The organism is Glycocaulis sp., from assembly GCF_050485565.1.
Lineage (GTDB): Bacteria > Pseudomonadota > Alphaproteobacteria > Caulobacterales > Maricaulaceae > Glycocaulis.
On the sequence record NZ_JBJHBQ010000007.1, the window covers coordinates 154793 to 176163 of the forward strand.

The following is a 21371-nucleotide window of genomic DNA, read 5'->3' on the forward strand; positions in this document are numbered from 1 at the left end:
AGACGCTAATCGGCTTTCGGCTTCCAGAAAAACAGGAAGACGGCGCCACCAACAAGCAGCACGAAGTTCGCCCCATTGAGTGTCAGTAAATACACTCGCGCCCACACGCCGCTCACCGCTTCCAGAACGATATAGGTGGTCGCGGACGCCTCTCCGCTGCTGGCGAACACGCCCAGCTCGCTGTAGAGACCCACAAGATGCTGGCCGGTATGGGCGGCGGACTGCACCATCACGAACCAGCCGAGAGCATAGAGCAGGAAGACCGCCGTTTTCATCTGCCAGCCGGAGCGGTGGACAAAGAAATACACCGCAACGATCAGCGCAAACGTAAGCCCGATCATCTGGGTAATGGTGACGTCAAGCATCTGACGCGCGGCCAGCACCTGAGATAGCAGTTCTGCTTCGTTCACGGGCCTGCCCTCCCCCTTGCCCGCCAACCCTAGGCGGGTGGTGACGGCAGGTAAAGCAGAAGCGGCTTCCTAGGCTCGCCGCGCGGGCGCAACCGGCGTAGCAACACGCTCGCCGCTAATGCGGATACGCGTTCCCAGCTGCGCGACGATATCCATCGGCGCAGGCCGGCCGAGCAGGAAGCCCTGCCCCTCATCGCAGCTTTCCAGATGCAGAAGGTCCAGCTGTTCCTGCGTCTCGATGCCTTCGGCCAGCACCGGAATGGAGAGGCTCTTGGCCAGCGCCAGCACGGCACGCACAACGGCCAGCGACCGCTGGTCGGTCTTCAGCTCGTCGGTGAAGGATTTGTCCAGCTTGATCTTGTCGAACGGGAAGGTCCGCAGCGTGTCCAGCGAGGAGTAGCCCGTACCAAAATCATCAAGCGCAATCGACACGCCCAGCGCCTTGATCTGGCGCATGATATGCAGTGACTGGGCCTTGTCCTTGATAAGCGCGGTCTCGGTCAGCTCGATCTCCAGGCGCGCAGGCGGCAGGCCGGTCTCGATCAGCACCTGATGGATCTGCTGGGGCAGGCCAATATGGGTCAGCTGGATGGCTGACAGGTTCACGGCGACCTTGTGCGGATGCGGCCAGGACGCCGCATCGAGGCAAGCCTTGCGCAGCACCCAGTCACCCAGCGGCAGGATCAGCCCGTTCGCTTCGGCCAGGGGAATAAAGTCCACCGGCGAAATCGCGCCCTTCTCCGGATGCGTCCAGCGCAGCAGCGCTTCATAGCCGCGCACCTCACCTGTCCCGATGGCCGTCTGGACCTGATAGTGCAGCGCGAGCTCGTTGTTCTCGATGGCAAGGCGCAAATCATTGGCAAGCTGGCGGCGTTCACGCACAACTTCGCCCAGCTCCGAATTGTAGAAGCAGACATTAGCCAGCGGATCGGACTTTGCCCGGTACATGGCCAGGTCCGCATTTCGTACCAGCGTCTCGCGGTCATCACCGTCACGCGGGTATACGGCTACACCAATACTGCCACCGGTAGAGGTTTCCAGCGCGCCATAAGTGATGGGCTCTGCAAGGAGCGCTTCAAGCTGCTGGACCAGCTTTTGCAGTTCATTTTCATCTGCGGTTTTCAGAATGATGCAGAACTCGTCTCCGCCCAGACGGGCAGCGAAATGGCGGCCGCCGTCAAACTTGCGCAGGCGCTCAGCCAGTTCACACAGCACATGATCGCCCGCTGCATGGCCCCAGCCATCATTGATCTCCTTGAAGCGGTTCAGATCAATCGCCGCTACGGCAGTGCTGCCTGAATACTGACCTGCCAGGCGCGCATCCAGGCGCGCGGAAAAGCTGGTCCGGTTAGGCAGGCCGGTCAGCGGGTCGTGCAGGGCCATATGGCGCAGTTGCGCATCAGACGCCTCGCGCATGCGCTTCTCGATATAGAAGGTGGCAAGTCCGGTGCCCAGGATCAGCACGCCGGCAATGGCCACCGCGACGGCCATCACCGTAAAGGCTTCCGAGCTGGCGCCGGGCTGATAGCCGTTGATCGGGTCCACCATGAAGGCGGCCATGCCCGTAAAGTGCAAAAGCACAATGCCAGCCACCAGCGTCAGGGACGGCACCATGCAGCGCCAGCCGCCCTGCCAGCGCACCGCCAGCTGCAGTGCAGCCGCACTGAAAATGACCGCAAGTGCTATCGCCGCAGCAATATAGCCCGCATCCCAGGTGACGATGCCATCAACCCGGTAGGCAAACATGCCGGTAAAGTGCATGGCGCTGACGGTGAGGCCCAGCAGCGCACCGCCAAATACGGGCGCAAACTTCAGCACGCGGTTGGTGGCGACCAGAAAGGCGGCGCCGGAGCCCGCTATGGCAATAAGCCCTGACGCAATGGTCAGCCACGCATCAAGGGTGACAGCGGTTCCAGGCTGGTAGCCCAGCATGGCGATAAAGTGGGTTGTCCAGATGGCAGACCCGGCGCAGACGGCCGCGAGAAACGCCCAGCCAATGCGCGCCATTCCGTCTGCAAGCGCAACCTGCCGGTACAGGCGTATCGTGACGGTAGCCCCGACCACGCACATAACGGCCGCAAGCAGAACAAACCACAGATTATGCTCTGTGAAGAGACACGTGAAAACGCGCATCAGATAACCCCACCTAGCGGCGCTTTTTATATGTTTGGCCACTTTGATAGAGCTTATAGGTTAAATTTCCCTGTTCAGGCGTGCGCAAGCCTTGCTGGCCGCGCCCGGGCGGGCTAGGTGATGGCCATGAGCGATCGTGTCCTGCGCCTTGAAGGCGTCCATAATTTCCGCAAGTTCGGTGCGTACAATCTGGCAACAGGTGGACGGGTACGCGACGGGCTGTACAGGTCCGGCCAGTTTTCGCGTGCCACACCGGCCGATATCGAAACCATGGATGGTCTGTCCGTTCGCGTCGTGGCTGATCTGCGCCGCCCGCGCGAGCGCGAGGCTGAACCGTCGCACTGGCCGCAGCGCGAGGGCGTTGTCGTGCTGGCCAGCGATCATGCAGGCGCGGACGAACCGCCCCACCTGGTATTCCTGCGCGAAAGCGATATGTCGCTTCGTTCCATTCGCACCTTTATGACACAGACCTATCGCCGCCTGCCATTTGATCCGGGCAATCAGTGGGTTTTTGCCAATGGCCTGCGCCAGCTGGCCGACAGCAAGCCCGAAGACGGCTTTATCGTGCATTGCGCTGCCGGCAAGGACCGTACCGGCCTGTTCTGCGCCCTGCTCCTCACCGCCATGGGGGTGGACGAGGAAGAGGTGCGCGAAGACTATCTGATGACCAACACGGCCGTGGATTTCGACCGGCTGGTTCCTCTTGTCAGCAAACGGCTTGAGGAGACGCTGGGCAAGACGGCCGGACACGAGGAATTGCGCGCTTTCCTGGGTGTGGACCCGGTTTATTACGACGCGGCGATGGAAGCGATTGGCGACCAGCGCGCCTATCTGCGCGACGCGCTGGGGCTGGAAGACGCCGTCATCGAACGCCTGCGCGAGAACCTGACCGGGTAGTACACACCATGGCTGAGCCGGCCGCCTCATCAGGGCCATACCTGCCGCTCGCCTGGCGTGCGCCAGCAGACTATCTGGCAGTGATCGCTGATCTGCCCGGCGCCCTGCTCCTGTCAGGCGGGGATGGCACGGCGCGGGGCCGCTACAGCTATCTGACTGCCTTCCCGCAAACCACCATCACCCAGGCTGGCGAGGATGATCCGCTATCGCCCTTGCGCGAGGCAAGGAAGCGCTTTCCAGACGCCTGGATCGGCGGTCTGTTCAGCTATGATTTTGCCCGCCGGTTCGAGGCTCTGCCATCCACGCCCTTCCCTGTAACGCGCTGGCCGGAAATGGCGCTGGGCGTATACCCGGCCGTGGCGATCTTCGATCACCAGACACAATGCGTCGAGATCAGCGGCGAGGCATACGCCGCCGTCCGCCTGCACGCGGCGCTCACCTCAAGGCCGGCTGCCTCGCAAGGCACGCAGCTTCGCGCGCCTCTGGCCCCGGTCTGGGACGAGACGCGCTATCTGCAGGCTGCTCGCCGGGCGCGCGATTATGTGCGCGCGGGCGATGTGTTTCAGGTCAATCTGTCCCACCGCTTTGCCGCGCAGATGACGGGCAGGCAGGCGCCGCTTGCGGCCTTCAGGGCGCTGGCCGCCACCAGCCCGGCCCCGTTTGCAGTCTATATGCGCCTCAATCAGGCGCAGACCGTCCTGTCCAACTCGCCGGAGCGTTTCTGGTCGCTGGACACTGACGGCCGGGTAGAGACGCGGCCCATCAAGGGTACACGTCCGCGCGGCAGCGATCCGGCAAGCGACGCGGCCTTGGCCGCAGAGCTGGCCGCATCAGCCAAGGACCGGGCCGAAAACCTGATGATTGTCGACCTGATGCGCAATGATCTCTCGCGCGTCTGCACGCCCGGCAGCGTGGCCGTGCCTGAGCTGTTCTCGGTGGAGAGCTTTGCCAATGTGCACCATCTGGTCTCCGCCGTGACCGGCCAGCTGGCGCCCGGCAACGACGTTTTCGATCTGCTGGCCGCCAGCTTCCCGCCCGGCTCTATCACCGGCGCGCCCAAGGTACGCGCCATGGAGATCATCGCTGAGCTGGAGGGAGAGGCACGTGGCCCCTATTGCGGCTCCACCGGGCTTATCGCGCCTGACGGCAGCGCGCAGTTCAATGTGATGATCCGCACGGCGGGCTTTCAGGCCGATGGCGATCACTGGCAGGTGGAGGCCCGTTCAGGCGGGGCCATCACCATTGACAGCCAGCCGGAGGATGAACTGGCCGAGACACATGCCAAGATCGCCATGCTGAAACAGGCTCTGGAAATGGCGGGGCAGGCATGATCTGGCTGAACGGCACCCTTCTTGATCCGGGCGAAGCGCATATCGGCGTGGACGAGCGGGGCTTTCTGCTGGGCGATGGCCTGTTTGAAACCATGCGCTTTGAGGCAGGCACGATACGCCGCTGGGAGCGTCATCTCGCCCGGCTGAAAGATGGCGTCACAACGCTGGGGCTAGGCCTCGACACCACGCTCGACATACCCGCCATCGCCGCAGAGCTGGCGCGCCGCAACGCGCTTGCGAGCGCCCTTATCCGCCTGACGGTGACACGCGGGCCGGGCGGGCGTGGTCTTGATGCGTCTGCGTGCGAGCCGACAATCCTCGTCACCGCCAGCCCCCTGACGGTGCCAGAGGAAGGACCACGCCTTGTCACCCTGAATGCGCCGCGTCGCGCGCCGCTGACCCTCGCTGCCCATTTCAAGATGATCGGCTATGGCGACAATATCCTCGCCCGGCGCCTTGCCCGCGAACAGGGTGGAGACATGGCCGTGATGCTGTCTCCTGAGGGGCGCATCGCGTGCGCAGACAGCGCGAACCTGTTCTGGGTGACGGGCCGTACGGTCTATACGCCGTCGCTGGATACCGGCGCGCTCAACGGCACCACGCGCGCGGCCATTCTTGATGGTTTTACTGCGCGCGGCCTGCATGTGGAGCAGGACCATTTCCGGCTGGAATCGCTGGCCTCTGCAGAAGCCATCATCGTGACCAATGCGGTGCTGGGCGCACGCCCGGCCATTTCACTCGACGCAAACCCGCTCAAAACGGACAGCGAACTGGTCAGGCTGATCTGCGATATCGAGCGCAGCGCTCACTAGGGGTGCGCCAGCGCCTTGATCGAAGGGCAAACAGGCGCATCTTCGCACGTGCAACACCGCAGGAGGCACGCCGGTTTGTCTGATCTGAAACCCGAAACCCGCCGCTTCACCTTGCCCGATGGCGAGATGGCCGCCCTCGTCTGGCCAAAGCCCGGCGCCACCCGCATCATCTTCCTGCACGGTAATGGCTTCAATGCCCGCTCCGGCGCAAAACTGCTGGAGCGGCTCGCAGACCGCTACGAGATCATCGCGCCGGATTTGCGCGGCCATGGCGCCACCACCCTGCCAGCTGACCCGGCCCGCCACCGCGACTGGCATGTCTATGCGCGCGACATCATCGCCCTGCTGGACCAGCTTGATCCGCGCCCCTTTGTGCTGGCCGGCCACTCCATGGGCGGGGTGACGGCCCTGCTGACAGCGGAAAAGCTGGAGCAAAAGCCGCGGGGGCTTGCCCTCATCGATCCGGTGATCCTGCCCGGCAGTTTTTACGCCATCAATCACACACCCCTCTGGCATGTGATGTGGCGGCGCTTTCCCCTGGTGCAGGGCGCGCTACGGCGCGGCAATTTCTGGACGGACGTGGACGCGGTGAAGACGCGCTATGCGGGCCGCCCACCGTTTTCCTACTGGGATGAAGGCGTGCTGGACGATTATCTGGCGGGCGGGTTGAAACCCGTTGAGGGTGGCTTTGCCCTTGCCTGCGCCCCGGCGTGGGAAGCGGCCAACTATGCCTCCCACCGCCATGATCCGGTGCGTGCCGCCCGCAGGGCCGGTGCTCCCATTGCGGTGCTCAAAGCCGAGAAGGCCTCCACCGTGCGCGATGTGGCGGGGCTGACGCGTGCCGGCGCGGTGATCACGCCCCTGCCCGGCCATTCCCATCTCGCCCCGATGGAAAACCCGGCGGCGTGCGCGGAGTGGATTGCGCAGGTGGTGGAGGGGTTTTCTCAATAACACAAACCAACGCGTTTCACCGGCGAAAGCCGGTGCCCAGCCTTGTTTCCTGGATCCCGGCTTTCGCCGGGAAAACGCCCGTTAGATAAGTGAGGGGAAGTGGGAGATCACCGCACCTTCGCCTCATAGGCAGCGCGGCGCTGATCAAGGACAGGTTTGACCGCGTCGCGCTCGGCATCGCTCATCTTCGTCCAGCGGCCAAGCTCTTCCATATTGCGGAAGCAGCCGACGCAAATCCCTTCGCTCGGGTCGACAAAGCATACCTTGATGCAGGGGCTCCAGATCGGTGCGGTCATGGTGTGTTCTTAGGCACAGCAGCCCCTCTGCCGCAATGCTTCCCATGCGCGTGCACCGGCCCTATTGTGCGTTAACGTCTGGCGGGCTAGCACCCGCGCTCTCAAGCCAACATGCCTGCCGTCCGGGGGAATTTCATGGAAGATATGGGCCTGCAGCTGCGCAGTCTTCTGGGCGTGTTCGCCTTTGTCGCCATTGCCTGGGCGCTGGGCCCGCGCAAGATGCCCCCTTGGGTGCTGATCCTCGGCGCGGTGATCGTCCAGTTTGCCATCGCCTTTGCCCTCTACAGCTTTGCGCCCACGCGCGCCTTCCTCGCCTCGCTGACCGGCGTGGTGGAAGTGCTGCAGGCCGCGACCACCATGGGTACCAGCTTCGTCTTCGGCTATGTCGGCGGCGGGGAAAGCCCCTTCCTCATCAATCCGGAGTCAGAAGCCTCCACCTTCATCTTCGCGTTTCAGGCTCTGCCCATGGTGATCGTGCTCTCTGCGATCTCGGCTCTGCTATGGCGCTGGCGGGTGCTGGAATTTGCCGTGCGCGGCTTTGCGCTCCTGTTCCGGCGTATCCTGAACCTCTCCGGCGCGGCGAGCCTCGGCGCGGCGGCCAACATCTTCCTTGGCATGACCGAAAGCCCGGTTCTGATCCGTCCGCGCTTGCCCACGATGAGCCGGTCTGACCTGTTCCTGATAATGACGGTCGGCTTCTCCACCGTCGCAGGCTCGGTGATGGCGATCTATGTCAGCCAGCTCACCGGCGTGGTCGCTGATGCCGCAGGCCACATCCTCACCGCCTCGCTGATCTCGGTACCGGCCGCTGTGCTGCTCGCCCGCCTCATGCACCCGCAGGATGAAACCGAGGAGCAGGCCAGCAAGGAGAAGGTGCCGGTCAATCTCTACCATTCCTCCATGGATGCGCTGACCACCGGCGTGTCGGACGGTGTGCGCCTGTTTGTAAACATCATCGCCATGCTGCTGGTGTTCACGGCCATCGTGGCGCTGATCAATTTCTCGCTGGCCGCCGCCGGCGAGATCAATGGCGTGCCGATGTCGGTGGAGCGTGTGCTCGGCTGGTTCTTCGCGCCTCTGGTATGGCTGGCCGGCATTCCGTGGGCCGAGGCCCAGACCGCAGGCTCCATCATGGGGCTGAAAACCGCGCTGAACGAGATTTTCGCCTATGACGCGCTGTCCAACACCGGCGATGAGCTATCCGCGCGCTCGCGCCTCATCATGACCTATGCGGTGTGCGGCTTTGCCAATTTCTCGTCCGTCGGCATCCTGATTGGCGGCCTGATCGCGGTCGCGCCCTCACGCCGGGCGGACATTCTCTCGCTGGCTCCGCGCGCACTGATCTCCGGCACGCTGGCGACGCTGATGACCGGCGCCGTGATCGGCGCCCTGCCGGGTGGGCTGTTCGGGCTTTAAGGGCCCCTCGTCCTTCGCCCCCTCCAGTTGTCATCACCCGCTTTATGCGGGTGATCCATGCCTCTTTAGTTCCGCAACGCATCCGCGTTGCGATATTCCGCGACCCCCCGCCTGCGCGGGGGCAAGCAGTCGCGGGCGCGCAGTCGCGCTTGCGGGCCGCTTTGCGGGCCGAAAAGCAACCTCGCAGGCATGGGTGGCCCGGACAAGCCGGGCCATGACAGGATTGATCAGTCGCCCGCCTTCGGCCACAGCCGGGAGCGTAGCCAGCCAAGGGTGGAATTGCCTTTCAGGGCGTCACGATAGGCGTTCTCCATGAAGGCGTTCAGCCCTTTGGGATCGCCCAGCAAATCCATGCGGGTCTTGAACGGACCGTCAGGGTCCAGCTCTTTCACCGGCCTTGCCGGATTGCCCGCGACGACCGTGTTGGCCGGCACATCGCGGGTGACGACGCTGCGCGCGCCGATGACGGCATTATCGCCTATGGTGATGCCCTTGCCGACAAACGCGCCATCGCCGATCCACACATTGCGGCCGATGGTGACGGGCTTGCTCTCGGGGCGCGGATCGATCCGGTCATAAAGCCCGTGCCAGTCAGAATCGGTAATGGTGACGGATTTCGCGATCAGCGCGCCATCGCCGATGGTGATGGAACCACCCGCCAGCAGACGCACCCCGCCCGCAAAGAAGCAGCAATCGCCAATCGTGATGGAGCCGGGCACATCGCCCGGCGACCAGACGGTAAAGCTGACCGGCTGGTCGAGGCGTGAGACCACATGTAAGGCGCGCCCGGCGCGTATATTCGGGCCGAACACCTCCATATTCCAGGGTCGCACGATCTTGGCGTGCTCGCCCAGCGACTCGAAATGTGGCTTCACGAAATGGGTCAGCCAGGCGTTCTCATACGCCTCCCACGCGCGGTGCATCCAATAGGGGCGGTGGTCACGGCGCATGATCGGCGCTATCTCCAGTCCATGAACAAGGAAACGATAGAAAGCGCGATTCTCGCCCTCGTCGAGCAGCGCGGTGCCGGTAAATCGATCTGCCCCTCGGAAGCGGCGCGCGCCGTCTGGCCGGAGGAATGGCAAAAGCGCATGCGCGAAGTGCGCGGCGTGGCCATCGGCATGGCCCGCAAGGGCGAGATTTCCATCCTGCGCAAAGGCAAACCCGTGGACCCGGACGACTTCAAGGGTGTCTACCGCCTGTCCCTGCCCGTCACACCGGACGCGCCGCCCGAGGCCGATGCCTGACGATTTCGAGAAGCTGGCCGCAGACATCCGCACCTGCCGGGTGTGCCAGCCAGCGCTTAGCCATCCCTGCCGCCCGGTCCTGCAGGGCAGCGCATCGGCGCGCATCCGCATTATCGGCCAGGCACCCGGCACCCGCGTACAGGCATCGGGGCGTCCCTTCACCGATCCGTCAGGAGATCGTTTGCGCGGCTGGATGGGGGTCAGCGAAGCGGAGTTCTATGATCCGCGCCTGTTTGCCATCACGCCGATGGGCTTCTGCTTTCCGGGACTGGATGCGAAGGGATCAGACCTGCCGCCCCGGCGCGAGTGCGCCCCGCTCTGGCATGACCGGGTGACAGCCAGCTTGGCCGATGTGGAGATGACACTGCTGGTTGGGCTGCACGCCCAACGCCGCTATCTGTCCTTGCCGGCTTCAACGACCCTCACAGGAACCGTGCTGCGCTGGCGAGAATTCTTTCCGCAGTATGTTGCACTGCCGCATCCCAGCTGGCGCAATTCGGGATGGTTAAGGCGGAACCTATGGTTTGAAAACGAGGTTTTACCTGTCCTGCGCCTTCGCATCCGCGAAATTCTGACACGCGCACTTTGACCGGACAAACTGCGTTATATTTCCGCGACTTGCCTTAACGCCGCACGGCGAGTAAATGGCGGCCATGAAACGGGCGGATCCGGTCTTGAAGGGCATGTCACGGGCAAAGCACCCACCCTCACCGTTGATACCGCTGCCATCGCGCTGTTGAGCCAGCGTGTCTTCAAAAAGGAACTCCCCCATGAGTGTGCCTGCCAGCGTGTTTGAACACCCAGCGTTCGACAATCACGAGAAGGTGCTGTTTGCCACCGACCCGGCCACCGGGCTGCAGGCGATCCTCGCCGTGCACTCCACCGTGCGTGGCCCCGGCGTGGGCGGCTGCCGCATGTGGGCATATGAAACGCCTGCTGACGCCGTGACGGACGTGCTGCGCCTGTCGCAAGGGATGAGCTACAAGAACATCATGGCCGATTTGCCGATTGGCGGCGGCAAGAGCGTCATCATCAAGCCGAAGGGTGATTTCGACCGCGACGCGCTGTTCCAGGCGTTTGGCCGCGCCGTCGATTCGCTCGGCGGGCATTACATCTCGGCTGAGGATGTGGGCGTCAGTCCGGCTGACATGCTCAGCGCCCGGCGCACCACGCGCCATGTGGTCGGCCTCCCCGATGGTACCGGTGATCCCTCCCCCATCACCGCCAAGGGCGTATTCCTGGGCATCCAGCTCGTTGCCGAGAAGGCGCTGGGCAAATCATCGCTCGCGGGCGTGCGCATTGCCGTGCAGGGCGCAACCGGCCATGTCGGCTCCTATCTGTGCCAGCATCTGGCCAAGGCGGGCGCGGAGCTGACCCTGACCGATATTCACGAGGATGCGCTGCAGGCGCTGGCCGCAAAGCTCGGCGCGAAGACCGTGGGCAAGGATGACATTTACGATGTCGAGGCGGATATTTTTGCGCCTTGCGCCCTCGGCTCCATCATCAACGAGAAAACCATCGACCGGCTGAAAGTGCGCGCGGTGGCTGGCGCGGCCAACAACCAGCTCGCCACGCGCGAGATGGGCGCCGAGCTGATGAAGCGCAAAATCGCCTACGCCCCGGACTACGTCATCAATGCCGGCGGCATCATCAATATCATGGGCGAGATCGACGCCCGCTTCGACAAGAAGTGGGTCGAGGGCAAGCTGCAGGGTCTCAAATCCACGCTCGGCGAAATCCTCGACACGGCAGAGAATGAAGGCCGCCCGGCCAACCTCATCGCCGACGAGATCGCCCGCCAGCGCATCGAGGATGCCCGCGCAGGCAAGCTACAGGCGGCTGAGTAGGTGGCCCTCTTTCCTCCCCCGTTCACGGGGGAGGTGGCCTGAAAGGCCGGAGGGGGGATGTTTTCAAACGTTCCCCCCCTCGCCGCTTCGCGGCACTCCCCCCGTGAACGGGGGGAGAAAACGGGTGGTCAGATTTCACGCCCCCTACCCGCCAATCAGTGCCAGCCACTCGTCTTCGGTCAGCGTAGTGACACCGAGCTCGGTCGCTTTTTTAAGCTTCGAGCCAGCGCCCGGCCCGGCGATGAGATAATCGGTCTTGGCCGAGACAGACCCGGCCACCTTCGCGCCAAGGCTCTGAGCCCGGGCTTTGGCCTCATCGCGGGTGAAGCGCTCCAGCGCGCCGGTGAAGACAACCGTTTTTCCGGCCACCGGACTGTCGGTAGCTACCGCTTCAGCGTCCTCCACATTCACCTGATCGAGCAGGCGCGCAAGCGCGGCGCGGTTATGCTCCTCGGCAAAGAAGCGGCCAATCGCGTCAACCGCGGTATCACCCAGCCCGTCAATGCCCAGCATGGCCTCGCGCGCCTCGCCCTCTTCGCCTGCCTGCACGGCAGCGGCCTCGAACACATCCCAGCTGCCATAGGTGCGCGCCAGAAGCCGCGAGGTTTCCTCGCCGACATGGCGCACGCCCAGCGCATTGATGAAGCGGGCAAGACCGATGGAGCGGCGCGCCTCTATCGAGTCAAACAGGTTCGCGGCTGACTTCTCGCCCCAGCCCTCACGTTCGGCGATTGGCGGAGCTATCTGGCCGTCAGCATTGCGCGCGGCGAGGGTGAAAATGTCGGCAGGCTCCTTCACGATGCCTTCCTCGTAGAAGGCTTCGACCTGCTTCTCACCCAGCCCCTCAATGTCGAACGCTTTGCGGGCGACGAAGTGTTTGAGATGCTCCTTGCGCTGATAGGGACAAGCAAACTCGCCGGTGCAGCGGGTGACGGCATTGATCTCGCCGGTGCGCGGGTTCACTTCGCGCTCGGCGGGCGTTTGCAGCGGGCAGGGGCAAACCTTCGGAAACACGAATTCCCGCTCGCTACCATCGCGCCGGTCTTTAAGTACGTCGACAATCTGCGGGATCACATCGCCTGCGCGCTGGACGATCACGGTGTCGCCGATGCGGATATCGGTTCCGCCGCGGATGGGCTCGCCGTCCTTGCCGACGCCCCTGATATAATCCTCATTGTGCAGCGTGGCGTTGGAGACCACGACACCGCCCACGGTGACGGGTTCGAGCTTCGCCACGGGGGTCAGAGCGCCGGTGCGGCCCACCTGGATCTCGATGTTATTGAGCTTCGTCACCGCCTTTTCGGGCGAGAATTTGTGCGCAATGGCCCAGCGCGGGGCGCGCGCGACAAAGCCAAGGCGCACCTGCCAGTCCAGCCGGTCCACCTTGTAAACAACGCCATCAATATCATAGCCGAGCTCTGCGCGGCGCGCTTCCAGATCGCGGTAATGGGCCAGCAGCGCGTCTACGCCCTCGCACACCTTCATGTCGGCATTGGTGGCAAAGCCCAACGCCTTCAGCCGCTCAACCGCGCCAGACTGGGTATCCGCCAGGGGTTCGGACACCTCACCCCAGGCATAGGCGAAAAAGCGCAAAGGACGCGTGGCGGTGATAGTCGGGTCAATCTGGCGCAGCGAGCCGGCGGCGGCGTTGCGCGGATTCTTGTAGGCCGGTTTACCGGCTGCCTCCTGAGCCGCGTTCAGCGCCGCAAAATCGGCATGGCTTAAGTAAACCTCGCCGCGGACTTCCAGCACATCCGGCACATCGCCGGTGAGCGTTTTGGGTATCTCGTCCAGCGTCTTGAGATTTTCCGTGACGTTCTCGCCCGTCTGGCCGTCTCCGCGCGTCGCGCCGGTGACCAGCATGCCCTTCTCATAGCGCAAGGATGCCGACAGACCGTCAATTTTCGGCTCGGCGGTGAAGGCGAGCGTTTCGTCGTCCTTCAAATTCAGAAAGCGGCGTATGCGCGTCTCGAACGCGGCGACATCCTCTTGCGTGAACGCATTGCCGAGCGAGAGCATGGGCACGGCATGGCGCACCTCGGCAAACTTGCCCGATGGCCTGGCGCCAATGGTCTGCGTGGGGCTTTCCGCGTGGGCAAGCTCCGGGAAAGCTGCTTCCAGCGCCTCCAGCCGGGTACGCAAGGCGTCATACTCGGCGTCGGTGATGACCGGCGCATCCTCGGCATAATAGGCACGGTCATGGGCCGCGATTTCCTCAGCGAGGCGCGCGTGCTCGGCGGCCGCGGCTTCGGGCGAGAGGTTTTCGATTTCGCGTGTCATATCGCCATCAGCTCGTCAGCAGCGGCGCGTGCAGCCTCGGTCACTTCCGCGCCTGACAGCATGCGCGCAATCTCCTCGCGGCGCTCACTGCCCTCCAGCGGCACGACGCGGGTGCGCATGGTCTCGCCCTCTTCGGCCTTGGCGATTTTCCAGTGATGGCCTGCTCTGGCAGCCACCTGCGGGGAGTGGGTGACGACCAGCGCCTGCCCGCCCTCGGCAAGGCGCGCCAGCCGGTGGCCCACCGCATCGGCGACCGCGCCCCCAACCCCCTGATCTACTTCGTCAAACACCATGACAATGCCGGTGTCAGAGCCCGCCAGGCACACTTTGAGCGCCAGCGCGAAGCGCGACAGCTCGCCGCCGGAGGCGATTCTGTCCAGCGGACCAAACGGCGCGCCCGGATTGGTGGAAACCTCAAACGCCACCGCATCCCAGCCCGACGGACCGGCGCGGGTCTCATCGCTGGTCACGGCGACGCGAAAGCGCGCCTTTTCCAGCTTCAAGGGTGCGAGCTCCGCCATCACGGCGGCGGCGAGCTTTTCGCCTTGCGTCTTGCGCGCCTCACTCAAGGCACTGGCAGCGCGGGCATAATCAGCTTCAGCGGCTTTAAGCGCGGATTCGGCCTCACGCTCGCGGCCCTCGCCATCCGCAACAGCCTCCAGCCTGTCGGCAAATTCGCTGCGCAAACCGGGCAGCTTATCCACCTCCACCTGATGCTTGCGGGCAAGCGCGCGCAGGGCAAACAGGCGCTCCTCGGCGCGTTCCAGCGCGCCCGGCTCCACCTCGAAGGCGGACGCCGCGTCGGTGAGCGCGGTTTCAGCCTCGTCAAACTCGATAAGCGCACGTTCCAGCGCCCCGCTTGCCCGGTCCAGCGCGGAGACGGCATGGGCCTGCGCACTATCTGCGGCGGCCTCAACGCCCAGGCTCGCGCGCACGCGCTCCAGCCCTTTGAGCGCATGATTGAGACGGCTGGCGACCGCATCCGCGCCCGAAAACGCTTCAGATGCCGCCTGCAGATCGGACAGGGCACTCTCGGCCTGCTGCAGGAAGCGGCGCTCGGCCGCCAGTGTCTCCTCCTCGCCAGTACGTGGCCCGAGCGCGTCCAGCTCCTCCACCGCGTGGCGCAGGAAGGTTTCTTCCTCAGCGGCGCGGGCGCGGTCGGTTCTCAGCGTTTCCAGATGACGCCGCGCCGCGCTGACGCGCTCCCACCCACGCGCCGCAGCGGCCAGACGCTCGCCATTGCCGGCAAACTCATCCAGCAGGCGCTTGTGGGATTTGGGGTCGAGCAGGCCGCGCCCGTCATGCTGGCCGTGAATTTCAACCAGCACATCGCCCAGCGAGCGTAGCAGGCCAACGCTTGCGGGCTGATCGTTCACATGCGCACGTGAACGGCCATCTGCGGTGATGGCGCGGCGCAGAATGACCGGTTCGCCCGGTTCAAAGCTGATCCCGGCTTCCTCCAGAAGCGCAAAGGCGCTGTGCGTTTCGGGCAGTTCGAAAACGGCAATGGCGCTGCCCTGCTCGGCGCCGGCACGCACCATGGCCCGGTCGGCGCGTTCTCCGCAGGCAAGGCCCAGCGCGCCCAGAAGGATGGATTTGCCGGCCCCGGTTTCACCGGTCAGCGCAGACAGTCCGGGCTGGAAGACAAGGTCCAACCGGTCAATGAGAACGATATCGCGTATGGAGAGGGATGCGAGCATGGCTCCCCGCGTCTCCCGCCGGGGTTAGCCGAAGATCCGGCTCATCGCGCGCCGCAGCAGGCCCGGATCGCTTTCCTCAATGCCTTCACCCGGCACGTCAATGCCGCGGGAAGTCAGGAGGGAATAGCTGTCCTGATACCACGCCGATCCGGGGAAGTTATGGCCCAGCACGGCGGCTACCTGGCGCGCCTCTTCGGCAACGCCCATCGCCACATAGGCCTCCACAAGACGATGAAGGGCCTCCGGCACGTGACTGGTCGTCCCGTACTCGCGAATGACGTTCTGGAAGCGGCCGATGGCGGCCAGGTGGAAACCGTTGCGCAGATACCAGCGGCCAACATCCATGTCCTTGCCGGCAAGGTGGTCGCGCGTCATGTCGATCTTCAGCCGCGCATCACGCGCATAGGGACTGTCAGGAAAGCGCTGGACGACCTGGCGGAGCGCGTCATAGGCAGCCAGCGTTGTCGACTGGTCCCGGCCCACATCATAAATGCGGTCATAGTGGCAGATCGCTATGAGATAGTAGGCATAAGGCGCGCTGGAGCTGCCCGGATGCAGCGAGATAAAGCGCATCGCATTCGCAATCGCCTGCTCATACCGTCCGGCCTGATAATGAGCAAAGGCTGCCATCAGCATGGAGCGGCGCGCCCATTCGGAGAAGGGATGCTGGCGCTCCACTTCGTCAAACAGGGCGGCGGCCTGGGTGAAGCGCCTGCGCTCCAGCTCCCGGAATGCGTTGTTGTAGAGCGTCTCGACCGGGCGGGCGACATAGGCCAGCTCGGCCCGGTTACGGTTGCCCTGACAGCCCACAAGCACCATTGCCGAGAGGGAGATAACGAGAATAAGACGCGTGGCGTTCAACAATTCCTGGCCCCTTGGCATGGCATAAAAACGGACTGCCAGAGTCTTCTAACCGATCAGGGCGCGAGGAAAAAGCATTGTGTCAGCCCGGCACATGAATAGCGGCGCGCTTTAACCGCGCGCCACCCTGCCAGCCTCGCCAGCTTCGGCAATCTCGCTCATGGTCACCCACTTCCAGGCCGACACATCGGCCATCAGCGCACGCACCGCCACGTTATTGATGCCGTGACCGGGGCGTGAGGCCTGATACAGGCCCAGAATAGGGGCACCCGCCAGATAGAGATCGCCTGCAGCGTCAAGGATTTTGTGGCGCACAAACTCGTCCGCAAACCGCAGACCTTCCGGATTGGCCACGCCCTGTTCATCAAGAACAATCGCGTTTTCCATCGAGCCGCCACGCGCCAGACCAGCCTTCAGCAGGGTTTCATACTCCCGGCGGAAACCGAATGTACGGGCCGCCGCAATCTCGCTGCGGAAACCTGCCGGACTGATCTCGAAACGGTATTGCTGACGGCCAATGACGGCATCGTCGAAATCAATGCTCACATCGATCGCCGCCTGAAGCGAAGGCAGGAAGACCGCATTGCGCCCCCCCAGCGACACCTCGACCGGCTTCAGGACACGGATCGCCCGGCGCGGCGCGGGCTGCGTTTTCAGGCCGGCATGCTCCAGAAGTTCGACAAACGGAAGCGATGAACCGTCCATGGCAGGCACTTCCGGCCCATGCAGCTCGACATGCACATCATCAACACCCAGCCCCGCAAAGGCCGCCATGATGTGCTCGACTGTCGAAACAGACGCACCATCGCCATTGACGATCGTCGTGCCCAGATCGGTAGACCGGACAAGATCATAGCGGGCGGGAATCTGGCGGTCCGCACAGTCCAGGTCCGTGCGCTCAAAGACGATGCCGGTGCCGGCCGGCGCCGGTTTGAGCACCATGCGTACCCGCGCGCCTGTATGCAGGCCAATCCCGGCGCACACGGCGGCCTGCGCCAGTGTCGTCCGCTCAGTCATAAAAGCTGCCCGCACCATACAAACCGACTTTCCTGATCTTGTTTTCAGCTTCGGCGAGCCCCCTCGGCACAGACCGAAACCCCCTCGTTTCGCATTTGCACACTAGAGACGGGCTGCGAGGACCGGAATTAAACGATTGTTGCGGGCTGTAACAATTGCCTGCGTCATAAACAAAAGCCCCCGGACCGTTTCCGGTTCCGGGGACTGAATGTCCGGTATTTTCTGAAAAGGCTAGTTGGCCTGACGGCGCAGGAAGGCGGGGATGTCGAGATCGGCGTCGTCGAACTCTTCGCCGAAAAGATCACCGCTCGGCCCCGTGCGTTGCACCGGCTCGGCAGGGGTAGGCGCGCGCGGTGCCTGGGCAGGCGGACGCGGCGCGGTGCGTGCTTCTACCGGCGCTGCCGGCGTCTTGGCGCGGCGGCCAAAGATGGACAGGCCACGGCGCGCCGGTGCCTCCTCGCGCGGCTCCGGTTCGGGAGCCGGCTCACGCCGGATGGTCTGTGCAGCCTTTTCCAGGCGTTCCTGATGGCGTACGACTTCAGGCCGTGTGTCGGCTGGTTCAGCCTCCGCTCCGGCCATATAGGCATCCGGCGCAGACACCGCATCATCGACGATATCAGCGCGCGCAGGCGCAGGCTCATCCTCAACCGTGCTCGACTGGGCTTCCTGCGCAGCCCGCCAGGCAGCGGCCTTGGCATGGATCCCGCCATCAGCCACGGTCTTGGCGCGGGCGGTCTCGGCCTCATCGTTCAGCCGGCGAACAAGCGGCTGGGCCGGGCGGACAATCTCGCGCGGCTTGAGCGTGCTCATCATGCTGGCGGGCTCGGTGCGGCGGCGCGGATCGGCCTGCTGCATCTGTTCAGCCTCTATGCCCGTTGCGACGACCGAAACACGCACCGTGCCGTTCAGGCTCTCATCAAAGGTCGAACCGACAATGATATTGGCGTCCGGATCCACCTGGTCACGGATTTCGTTGGCGGCCTCGTCAACCTCGTACAGCGTCATGTCCATGCCGCCGGTGATGTTGATGAGCACGCCGCGCGCGCCCTTCATCGACACATCGTCCAGCAGCGGATTATTGATCGCGGCGTGGGCCGCCTCGATGGCGCGCTTCTCGCCAGAGGCTTCGCCGGTACCCATCATCGCCTTGCCCATCTCGTTCATCACGGTGCGCACATCGGCAAAATCGAGATTGATAAGGCCGGGCATGACCATCAGGTCAGTAATACCGCGTACACCCGAATGGAGCACCTGGTCAGCCATGGAGAAGGCTTCGGCAAAGGTCGTCTTCTCGGTCGCGATGCGGAACAGGTTCTGATTCGGGATCACGATCAGCGTGTCCACATGCCCCTGAAGCTGCTCAATGCCCGCTTCGGCAAGACGCATGCGCTTTGCCCCTTCAAAGTGGAAGGGCTTGGTCACGACGCCAACCGTCAAAATGCCCTGCTCGCGAGCCGCGCGCGCGATCACCGGCGCTGCGCCCGTGCCTGTGCCACCGCCCATACCGGCGGTGATGAACACCATGTGGGCACCTTGCAGGTACTCGATGATTTCCGAGATCGAGTCTTCTGCCGACTGCATGCCGATCTCGGGCCGCGCGCCAGCGCCAAGCCCTTGTGTGATCTGGTGGCCGATCTGGATGCGATTGCGGGTACCGGAGCGCTGGAGCGCCTGGGCATCGGTATTGGCGACAACAAAATCAACGCCTTCCAGATTGGCGTCGATCATGTTGTTCACAGCGTTTCCGCCGGCGCCGCCCACGCCGAAAACGAGAATTCTGGGTTTAAGTTCAGTCGCTTCGGGGGCAGAAATATTCAGCGCCATGGGGACACGCTCCGTCAGGCAGGCCAAGGTTAACAACGATTAGCCTTCAGTGTGGGCGCGCGTTGCTTAAGCGAGCGTTAAATGCCGCTGACACGATTGGGGATATTTTAGCATTGGTTACAGGAACATAGAGCGAACAATGCGCTCCGTGTTCAAAAGCTCTCGGCAAACCACCGCCAGATCGCTGACGGGCCGCGCTGCGAGGCGGGCCGGGCCACACGCCGCGCCGATGCCGCCGTGATGAAGCGTGGCGGGCCGGAGAGTATCTCGGCCGGTGCGCGGGCATGGCGGGCAAGCGCCCCGGTACTGGCAGCAAAGCTGGGGCCGGCCAGCGCATCGCCGAGCCCGGCAATCGTGGCCGGACGGCCCAGACGCGTCTGGCGGCGCAGGACACGTCCCGCCAGCTCGACCACGCCGGGAAGCTGGCTCGCCCCGCCCGTCAGCACCAGAATGCGCCCGGAAGCTTCGCTCAGGCCCGCCGCGTCCAGCCGGTCGCGGATCAGCTCGAAAATCTCTTCCAGCCGGGGGCGGATGATCGCGTTGAGCATGGCGCGCGGATACTGGTTCATGCCCGCATCAGGGTCAGTAGCCACCGGCGGGGCCTCGATCATCGCCCGGTCATCGTCCGGGCTGTCGAGCGCCGAACCGTAAAGCGCCTTGATGCGTTCAGCGGCGTGGACAGGCGTGGAAAGGCCGCGCGCAATGTCACGTGTGACATGACTGCCGCCCACCGGGATCATGTCGACATGCACCGGCACGCCATCGGCGAACACGGCAAGGCTTGTCGTGTCTGCGCCCATATCGATGACAGTCGCGCCCAGCAGCGCCTCATCACCGGCCAGTACCGACAGCGCGGCAGCATAGGGCGAGGCAATGACCTCGCTCACTTCGAGGCGGCACTGGGCCACCGCATTCATCAGATTGCGCAGCGGATCGGCATTGGCCGAGATCACATGCAGATCAACCGCCAGGCTACGCCCGGCCATGCCGCGCGGATCCTTCACGCCGCGATTATCATCCACCCGCCAGGATACCGGCATGGCGTGGAGCATCGCCCGGCCCGGCCGCGCGCATTGCTGCAGCCCCGCTGCCAGCACGCGATTACGATCGCGCTCGCTCACCTCACGTCCCGATACGGGTGCCTCGACCGACACGCGCTCCGAGGCCGGACTGCCAGCTGTGGTGACAAGGCTGACTTCACTGACGGCGTGGCGCGCCATGCGCTCGGCATTGTCCACCACCGCGCGGATCACGCTGGCCGCCGCATCGATATCGACCACACCGCCCGCGCGCATCCCGGCGCTGGACTGATGGCCCACACCGATGACGCGCGGACGCGGGCCGGTCAGCGTGGCTTCCATCTTCACGATGAAGCAGACCGTCTTGGCAGCACCCACTTCCAGCGCGGCATAGACGCCCGGCTTGCCGCCCGCCGCGTCGGCACTCTTGCGCGAAAACAGCCCCATTCGCGTCAGGCCCCCCGCTCACGCGTGGCACTACCGCTCACCCGCTCCGGCCAGGCCCGCACAACCATTTCGCCTTCACCGCGCAGATCAAAGGACTGGGCGTCCAGATCCAGCACGCACTGGTCAGCATGCAGGGCCGCGATCAGCGCGACCGCGCTGGCAAGACCGGTTTCGGGAAGAAGAATGTCACTGCCCGACTGCAGGCGCAGATTCCAGCGCCGCTCACCGACCCGCACCGCATGGGTAACCAGCGCGGAAAGCTCAGGCTGGCGGGCCAGCGCCGTGATGATCTCCTCGGCCGCCTCGTTCGCGCCGGCACCCACCAGGCGGGGAAGGCCGGCATGATCGGCGGGGTTCTCGCCGGCCAGTACGATGCCGCGGCGGTCGACCACGTAGTGCACGCCATCATTCTGCCAGAGCGCATAGGGCGCACGCTCGGTGATGATGACGCTGATCCGGTCCGGCCAGAGGCGCACGACCTGCGCGCGTTCCACCCGGCTCATCGCCTCGATGGCGGCGCGCGCTTCTTCCGGGTCTATCTCGATCAGCCCCCTGCCCGGACGCGCGCCGATGACCTGTGCAATCTCGGTGGGCGTAATGTCGCGCGCACCCGCCACATCAACCGCGCGCACCACATAGCCCGACCGGGTGAGATGATCAGCAAAGGCCGTGCGCACCCCGTCACCAGCCGGACCAAGCCCGCCCGTCATCGCAAGACCCAGCACCGCCAGCGCGCTCAGGCCCGCCAATGCGAAAAAGCCCAGACGCAGCGCATTGACGGTGCGGTAGCGCGCGGTGCGCAGCTGGGCGCTGGCCCAGTTGGCCATGGGGCGCTGGGGGATGGAGGCCGGTGGCTTGCGGGTGCGGGAGCGGGTTGCGCCGG

Annotated in this window: 19 protein-coding genes; 8 read left to right on the plus strand and 11 right to left on the minus strand. The window is 64.3% G+C overall.

Going from position 1 to position 21371, the window contains the following annotated elements; genetic code table 11:
- Positions 1–5: 5 nt before the first annotated feature.
- Together ACQ5ID_RS09690 and ACQ5ID_RS09695 are read right to left on the minus strand one after the other, a co-directional pair.
- Complete coding sequence (locus ACQ5ID_RS09690) at positions 6–410, minus strand: hypothetical protein (protein WP_429912247.1); 405 nt, start codon at positions 408–410, stop codon at positions 6–8.
- Positions 411–479: 69 nt separating this feature from the next.
- Positions 480–2543, minus strand: a complete 2064-nt coding sequence (locus ACQ5ID_RS09695; RefSeq protein WP_429912248.1) for a putative bifunctional diguanylate cyclase/phosphodiesterase — start codon at positions 2541–2543, stop codon at positions 480–482.
- A 126-nt stretch (positions 2544–2669) separates the two neighbouring features.
- Between ACQ5ID_RS09695 and ACQ5ID_RS09700 the strand changes: the two genes are divergently transcribed.
- The 4 genes from ACQ5ID_RS09700 (at position 2670) to ACQ5ID_RS09715 (ending at position 6534) form a co-directional block, all read left to right on the plus strand.
- The gene (locus ACQ5ID_RS09700) at positions 2670–3440 is read left to right on the plus strand and encodes a tyrosine-protein phosphatase (RefSeq protein ID WP_429912249.1); all 771 of its coding nucleotides are present in this window, start codon (positions 2670–2672) and stop codon (positions 3438–3440) included.
- Positions 3441–3448: 8 nt separating this feature from the next.
- Entirely contained in the window at positions 3449–4771 is a 1323-nt protein-coding gene (gene pabB / locus ACQ5ID_RS09705) for an aminodeoxychorismate synthase component I (protein WP_429912250.1), read from the plus strand.
- Complete coding sequence (locus ACQ5ID_RS09710) at positions 4768–5583, plus strand: aminotransferase class IV (RefSeq protein ID WP_429912251.1); 816 nt, start codon at positions 4768–4770, stop codon at positions 5581–5583. Before pabB ends, ACQ5ID_RS09710 begins: the two co-directional genes overlap by 4 nt.
- A gap of 75 nt (positions 5584–5658) precedes the next feature.
- Positions 5659–6534: an alpha/beta fold hydrolase gene (locus tag ACQ5ID_RS09715; RefSeq protein ID WP_429912252.1), complete on the plus strand. Its 876-nt coding sequence runs from the start codon at positions 5659–5661 to the stop codon at positions 6532–6534.
- Between the two features lie 107 nt (positions 6535–6641).
- On the opposite strand, the gene ACQ5ID_RS09720 is transcribed toward ACQ5ID_RS09715, so the two are convergent.
- Positions 6642–6830: a DUF1289 domain-containing protein gene (locus ACQ5ID_RS09720; RefSeq protein ID WP_429912253.1), complete on the minus strand. Its 189-nt coding sequence runs from the start codon at positions 6828–6830 to the stop codon at positions 6642–6644.
- A 135-nt stretch (positions 6831–6965) separates the two neighbouring features.
- On the opposite strand from ACQ5ID_RS09720, the gene ACQ5ID_RS09725 reads away from it, so the two are divergent.
- Positions 6966–8246: a NupC/NupG family nucleoside CNT transporter gene (locus ACQ5ID_RS09725; RefSeq protein WP_429912254.1), complete on the plus strand. Its 1281-nt coding sequence runs from the start codon at positions 6966–6968 to the stop codon at positions 8244–8246.
- A gap of 227 nt (positions 8247–8473) precedes the next feature.
- Here the strand turns inward: ACQ5ID_RS09725 and ACQ5ID_RS09730 are convergent, their stop codons facing one another.
- Positions 8474–9196, minus strand: a complete 723-nt coding sequence (locus ACQ5ID_RS09730) for an acyltransferase (protein WP_429912255.1) — start codon at positions 9194–9196, stop codon at positions 8474–8476.
- A 21-nt stretch (positions 9197–9217) separates the two neighbouring features.
- On the opposite strand from ACQ5ID_RS09730, the gene ACQ5ID_RS09735 reads away from it, so the two are divergent.
- From ACQ5ID_RS09735 to ACQ5ID_RS09745, 3 genes are all read left to right on the plus strand, one after another.
- A complete protein-coding gene (locus ACQ5ID_RS09735) occupies positions 9218–9493 on the plus strand; it encodes a DUF3253 domain-containing protein (RefSeq protein ID WP_429912256.1) in 276 nt (91 codons plus the stop codon).
- Positions 9486–10082, plus strand: a complete 597-nt coding sequence (locus ACQ5ID_RS09740) for a uracil-DNA glycosylase family protein (RefSeq protein ID WP_429912257.1) — start codon at positions 9486–9488, stop codon at positions 10080–10082. The genes ACQ5ID_RS09735 and ACQ5ID_RS09740 overlap by 8 nt, the downstream gene beginning before the upstream one ends.
- 181 nt (positions 10083–10263) lie before the next feature.
- A complete protein-coding gene (locus ACQ5ID_RS09745; protein WP_429912258.1) occupies positions 10264–11340 on the plus strand; it encodes a Leu/Phe/Val dehydrogenase in 1077 nt (358 codons plus the stop codon).
- A gap of 144 nt (positions 11341–11484) precedes the next feature.
- On the opposite strand, the gene ligA is transcribed toward ACQ5ID_RS09745, so the two are convergent.
- From ligA to ACQ5ID_RS09780, 7 genes are all read right to left on the minus strand, one after another.
- Positions 11485–13620, minus strand: a complete 2136-nt coding sequence (ligA, locus tag ACQ5ID_RS09750) for an NAD-dependent DNA ligase LigA (RefSeq protein WP_429912259.1) — start codon at positions 13618–13620, stop codon at positions 11485–11487.
- A complete protein-coding gene (gene recN / locus ACQ5ID_RS09755; protein WP_429912260.1) occupies positions 13617–15320 on the minus strand; it encodes a DNA repair protein RecN in 1704 nt (567 codons plus the stop codon). Before recN ends, ligA begins: the two co-directional genes overlap by 4 nt.
- A 24-nt stretch (positions 15321–15344) precedes the next feature.
- Positions 15345–16181, minus strand: a complete 837-nt coding sequence (locus ACQ5ID_RS09760) for an outer membrane protein assembly factor BamD (RefSeq protein WP_429912261.1) — start codon at positions 16179–16181, stop codon at positions 15345–15347.
- Positions 16182–16292: 111 nt separating this feature from the next.
- Positions 16293–17198: a UDP-3-O-acyl-N-acetylglucosamine deacetylase gene (gene lpxC / locus ACQ5ID_RS09765; RefSeq protein ID WP_429912262.1), complete on the minus strand. Its 906-nt coding sequence runs from the start codon at positions 17196–17198 to the stop codon at positions 16293–16295.
- Between the two features lie 231 nt (positions 17199–17429).
- Positions 17430–19022 (minus strand): cell division protein FtsZ, encoded by a 1593-nt coding sequence (gene ftsZ / locus ACQ5ID_RS09770; RefSeq protein WP_429912263.1) that lies wholly within the window; start codon positions 19020–19022, stop codon positions 17430–17432.
- Between the two features lie 152 nt (positions 19023–19174).
- A complete protein-coding gene (ftsA, locus tag ACQ5ID_RS09775) occupies positions 19175–20488 on the minus strand; it encodes a cell division protein FtsA (RefSeq protein ID WP_429912264.1) in 1314 nt (437 codons plus the stop codon).
- A 5-nt stretch (positions 20489–20493) separates the two neighbouring features.
- Positions 20494–21315 carry a cell division protein FtsQ/DivIB gene (locus tag ACQ5ID_RS09780; protein ID WP_429912265.1) on the minus strand — a complete coding sequence of 274 codons (822 nt, stop codon included), beginning with the start codon at positions 21313–21315 and terminating at the stop codon, positions 20494–20496.
- Positions 21316–21371: the final 56 nt, after the last annotated feature.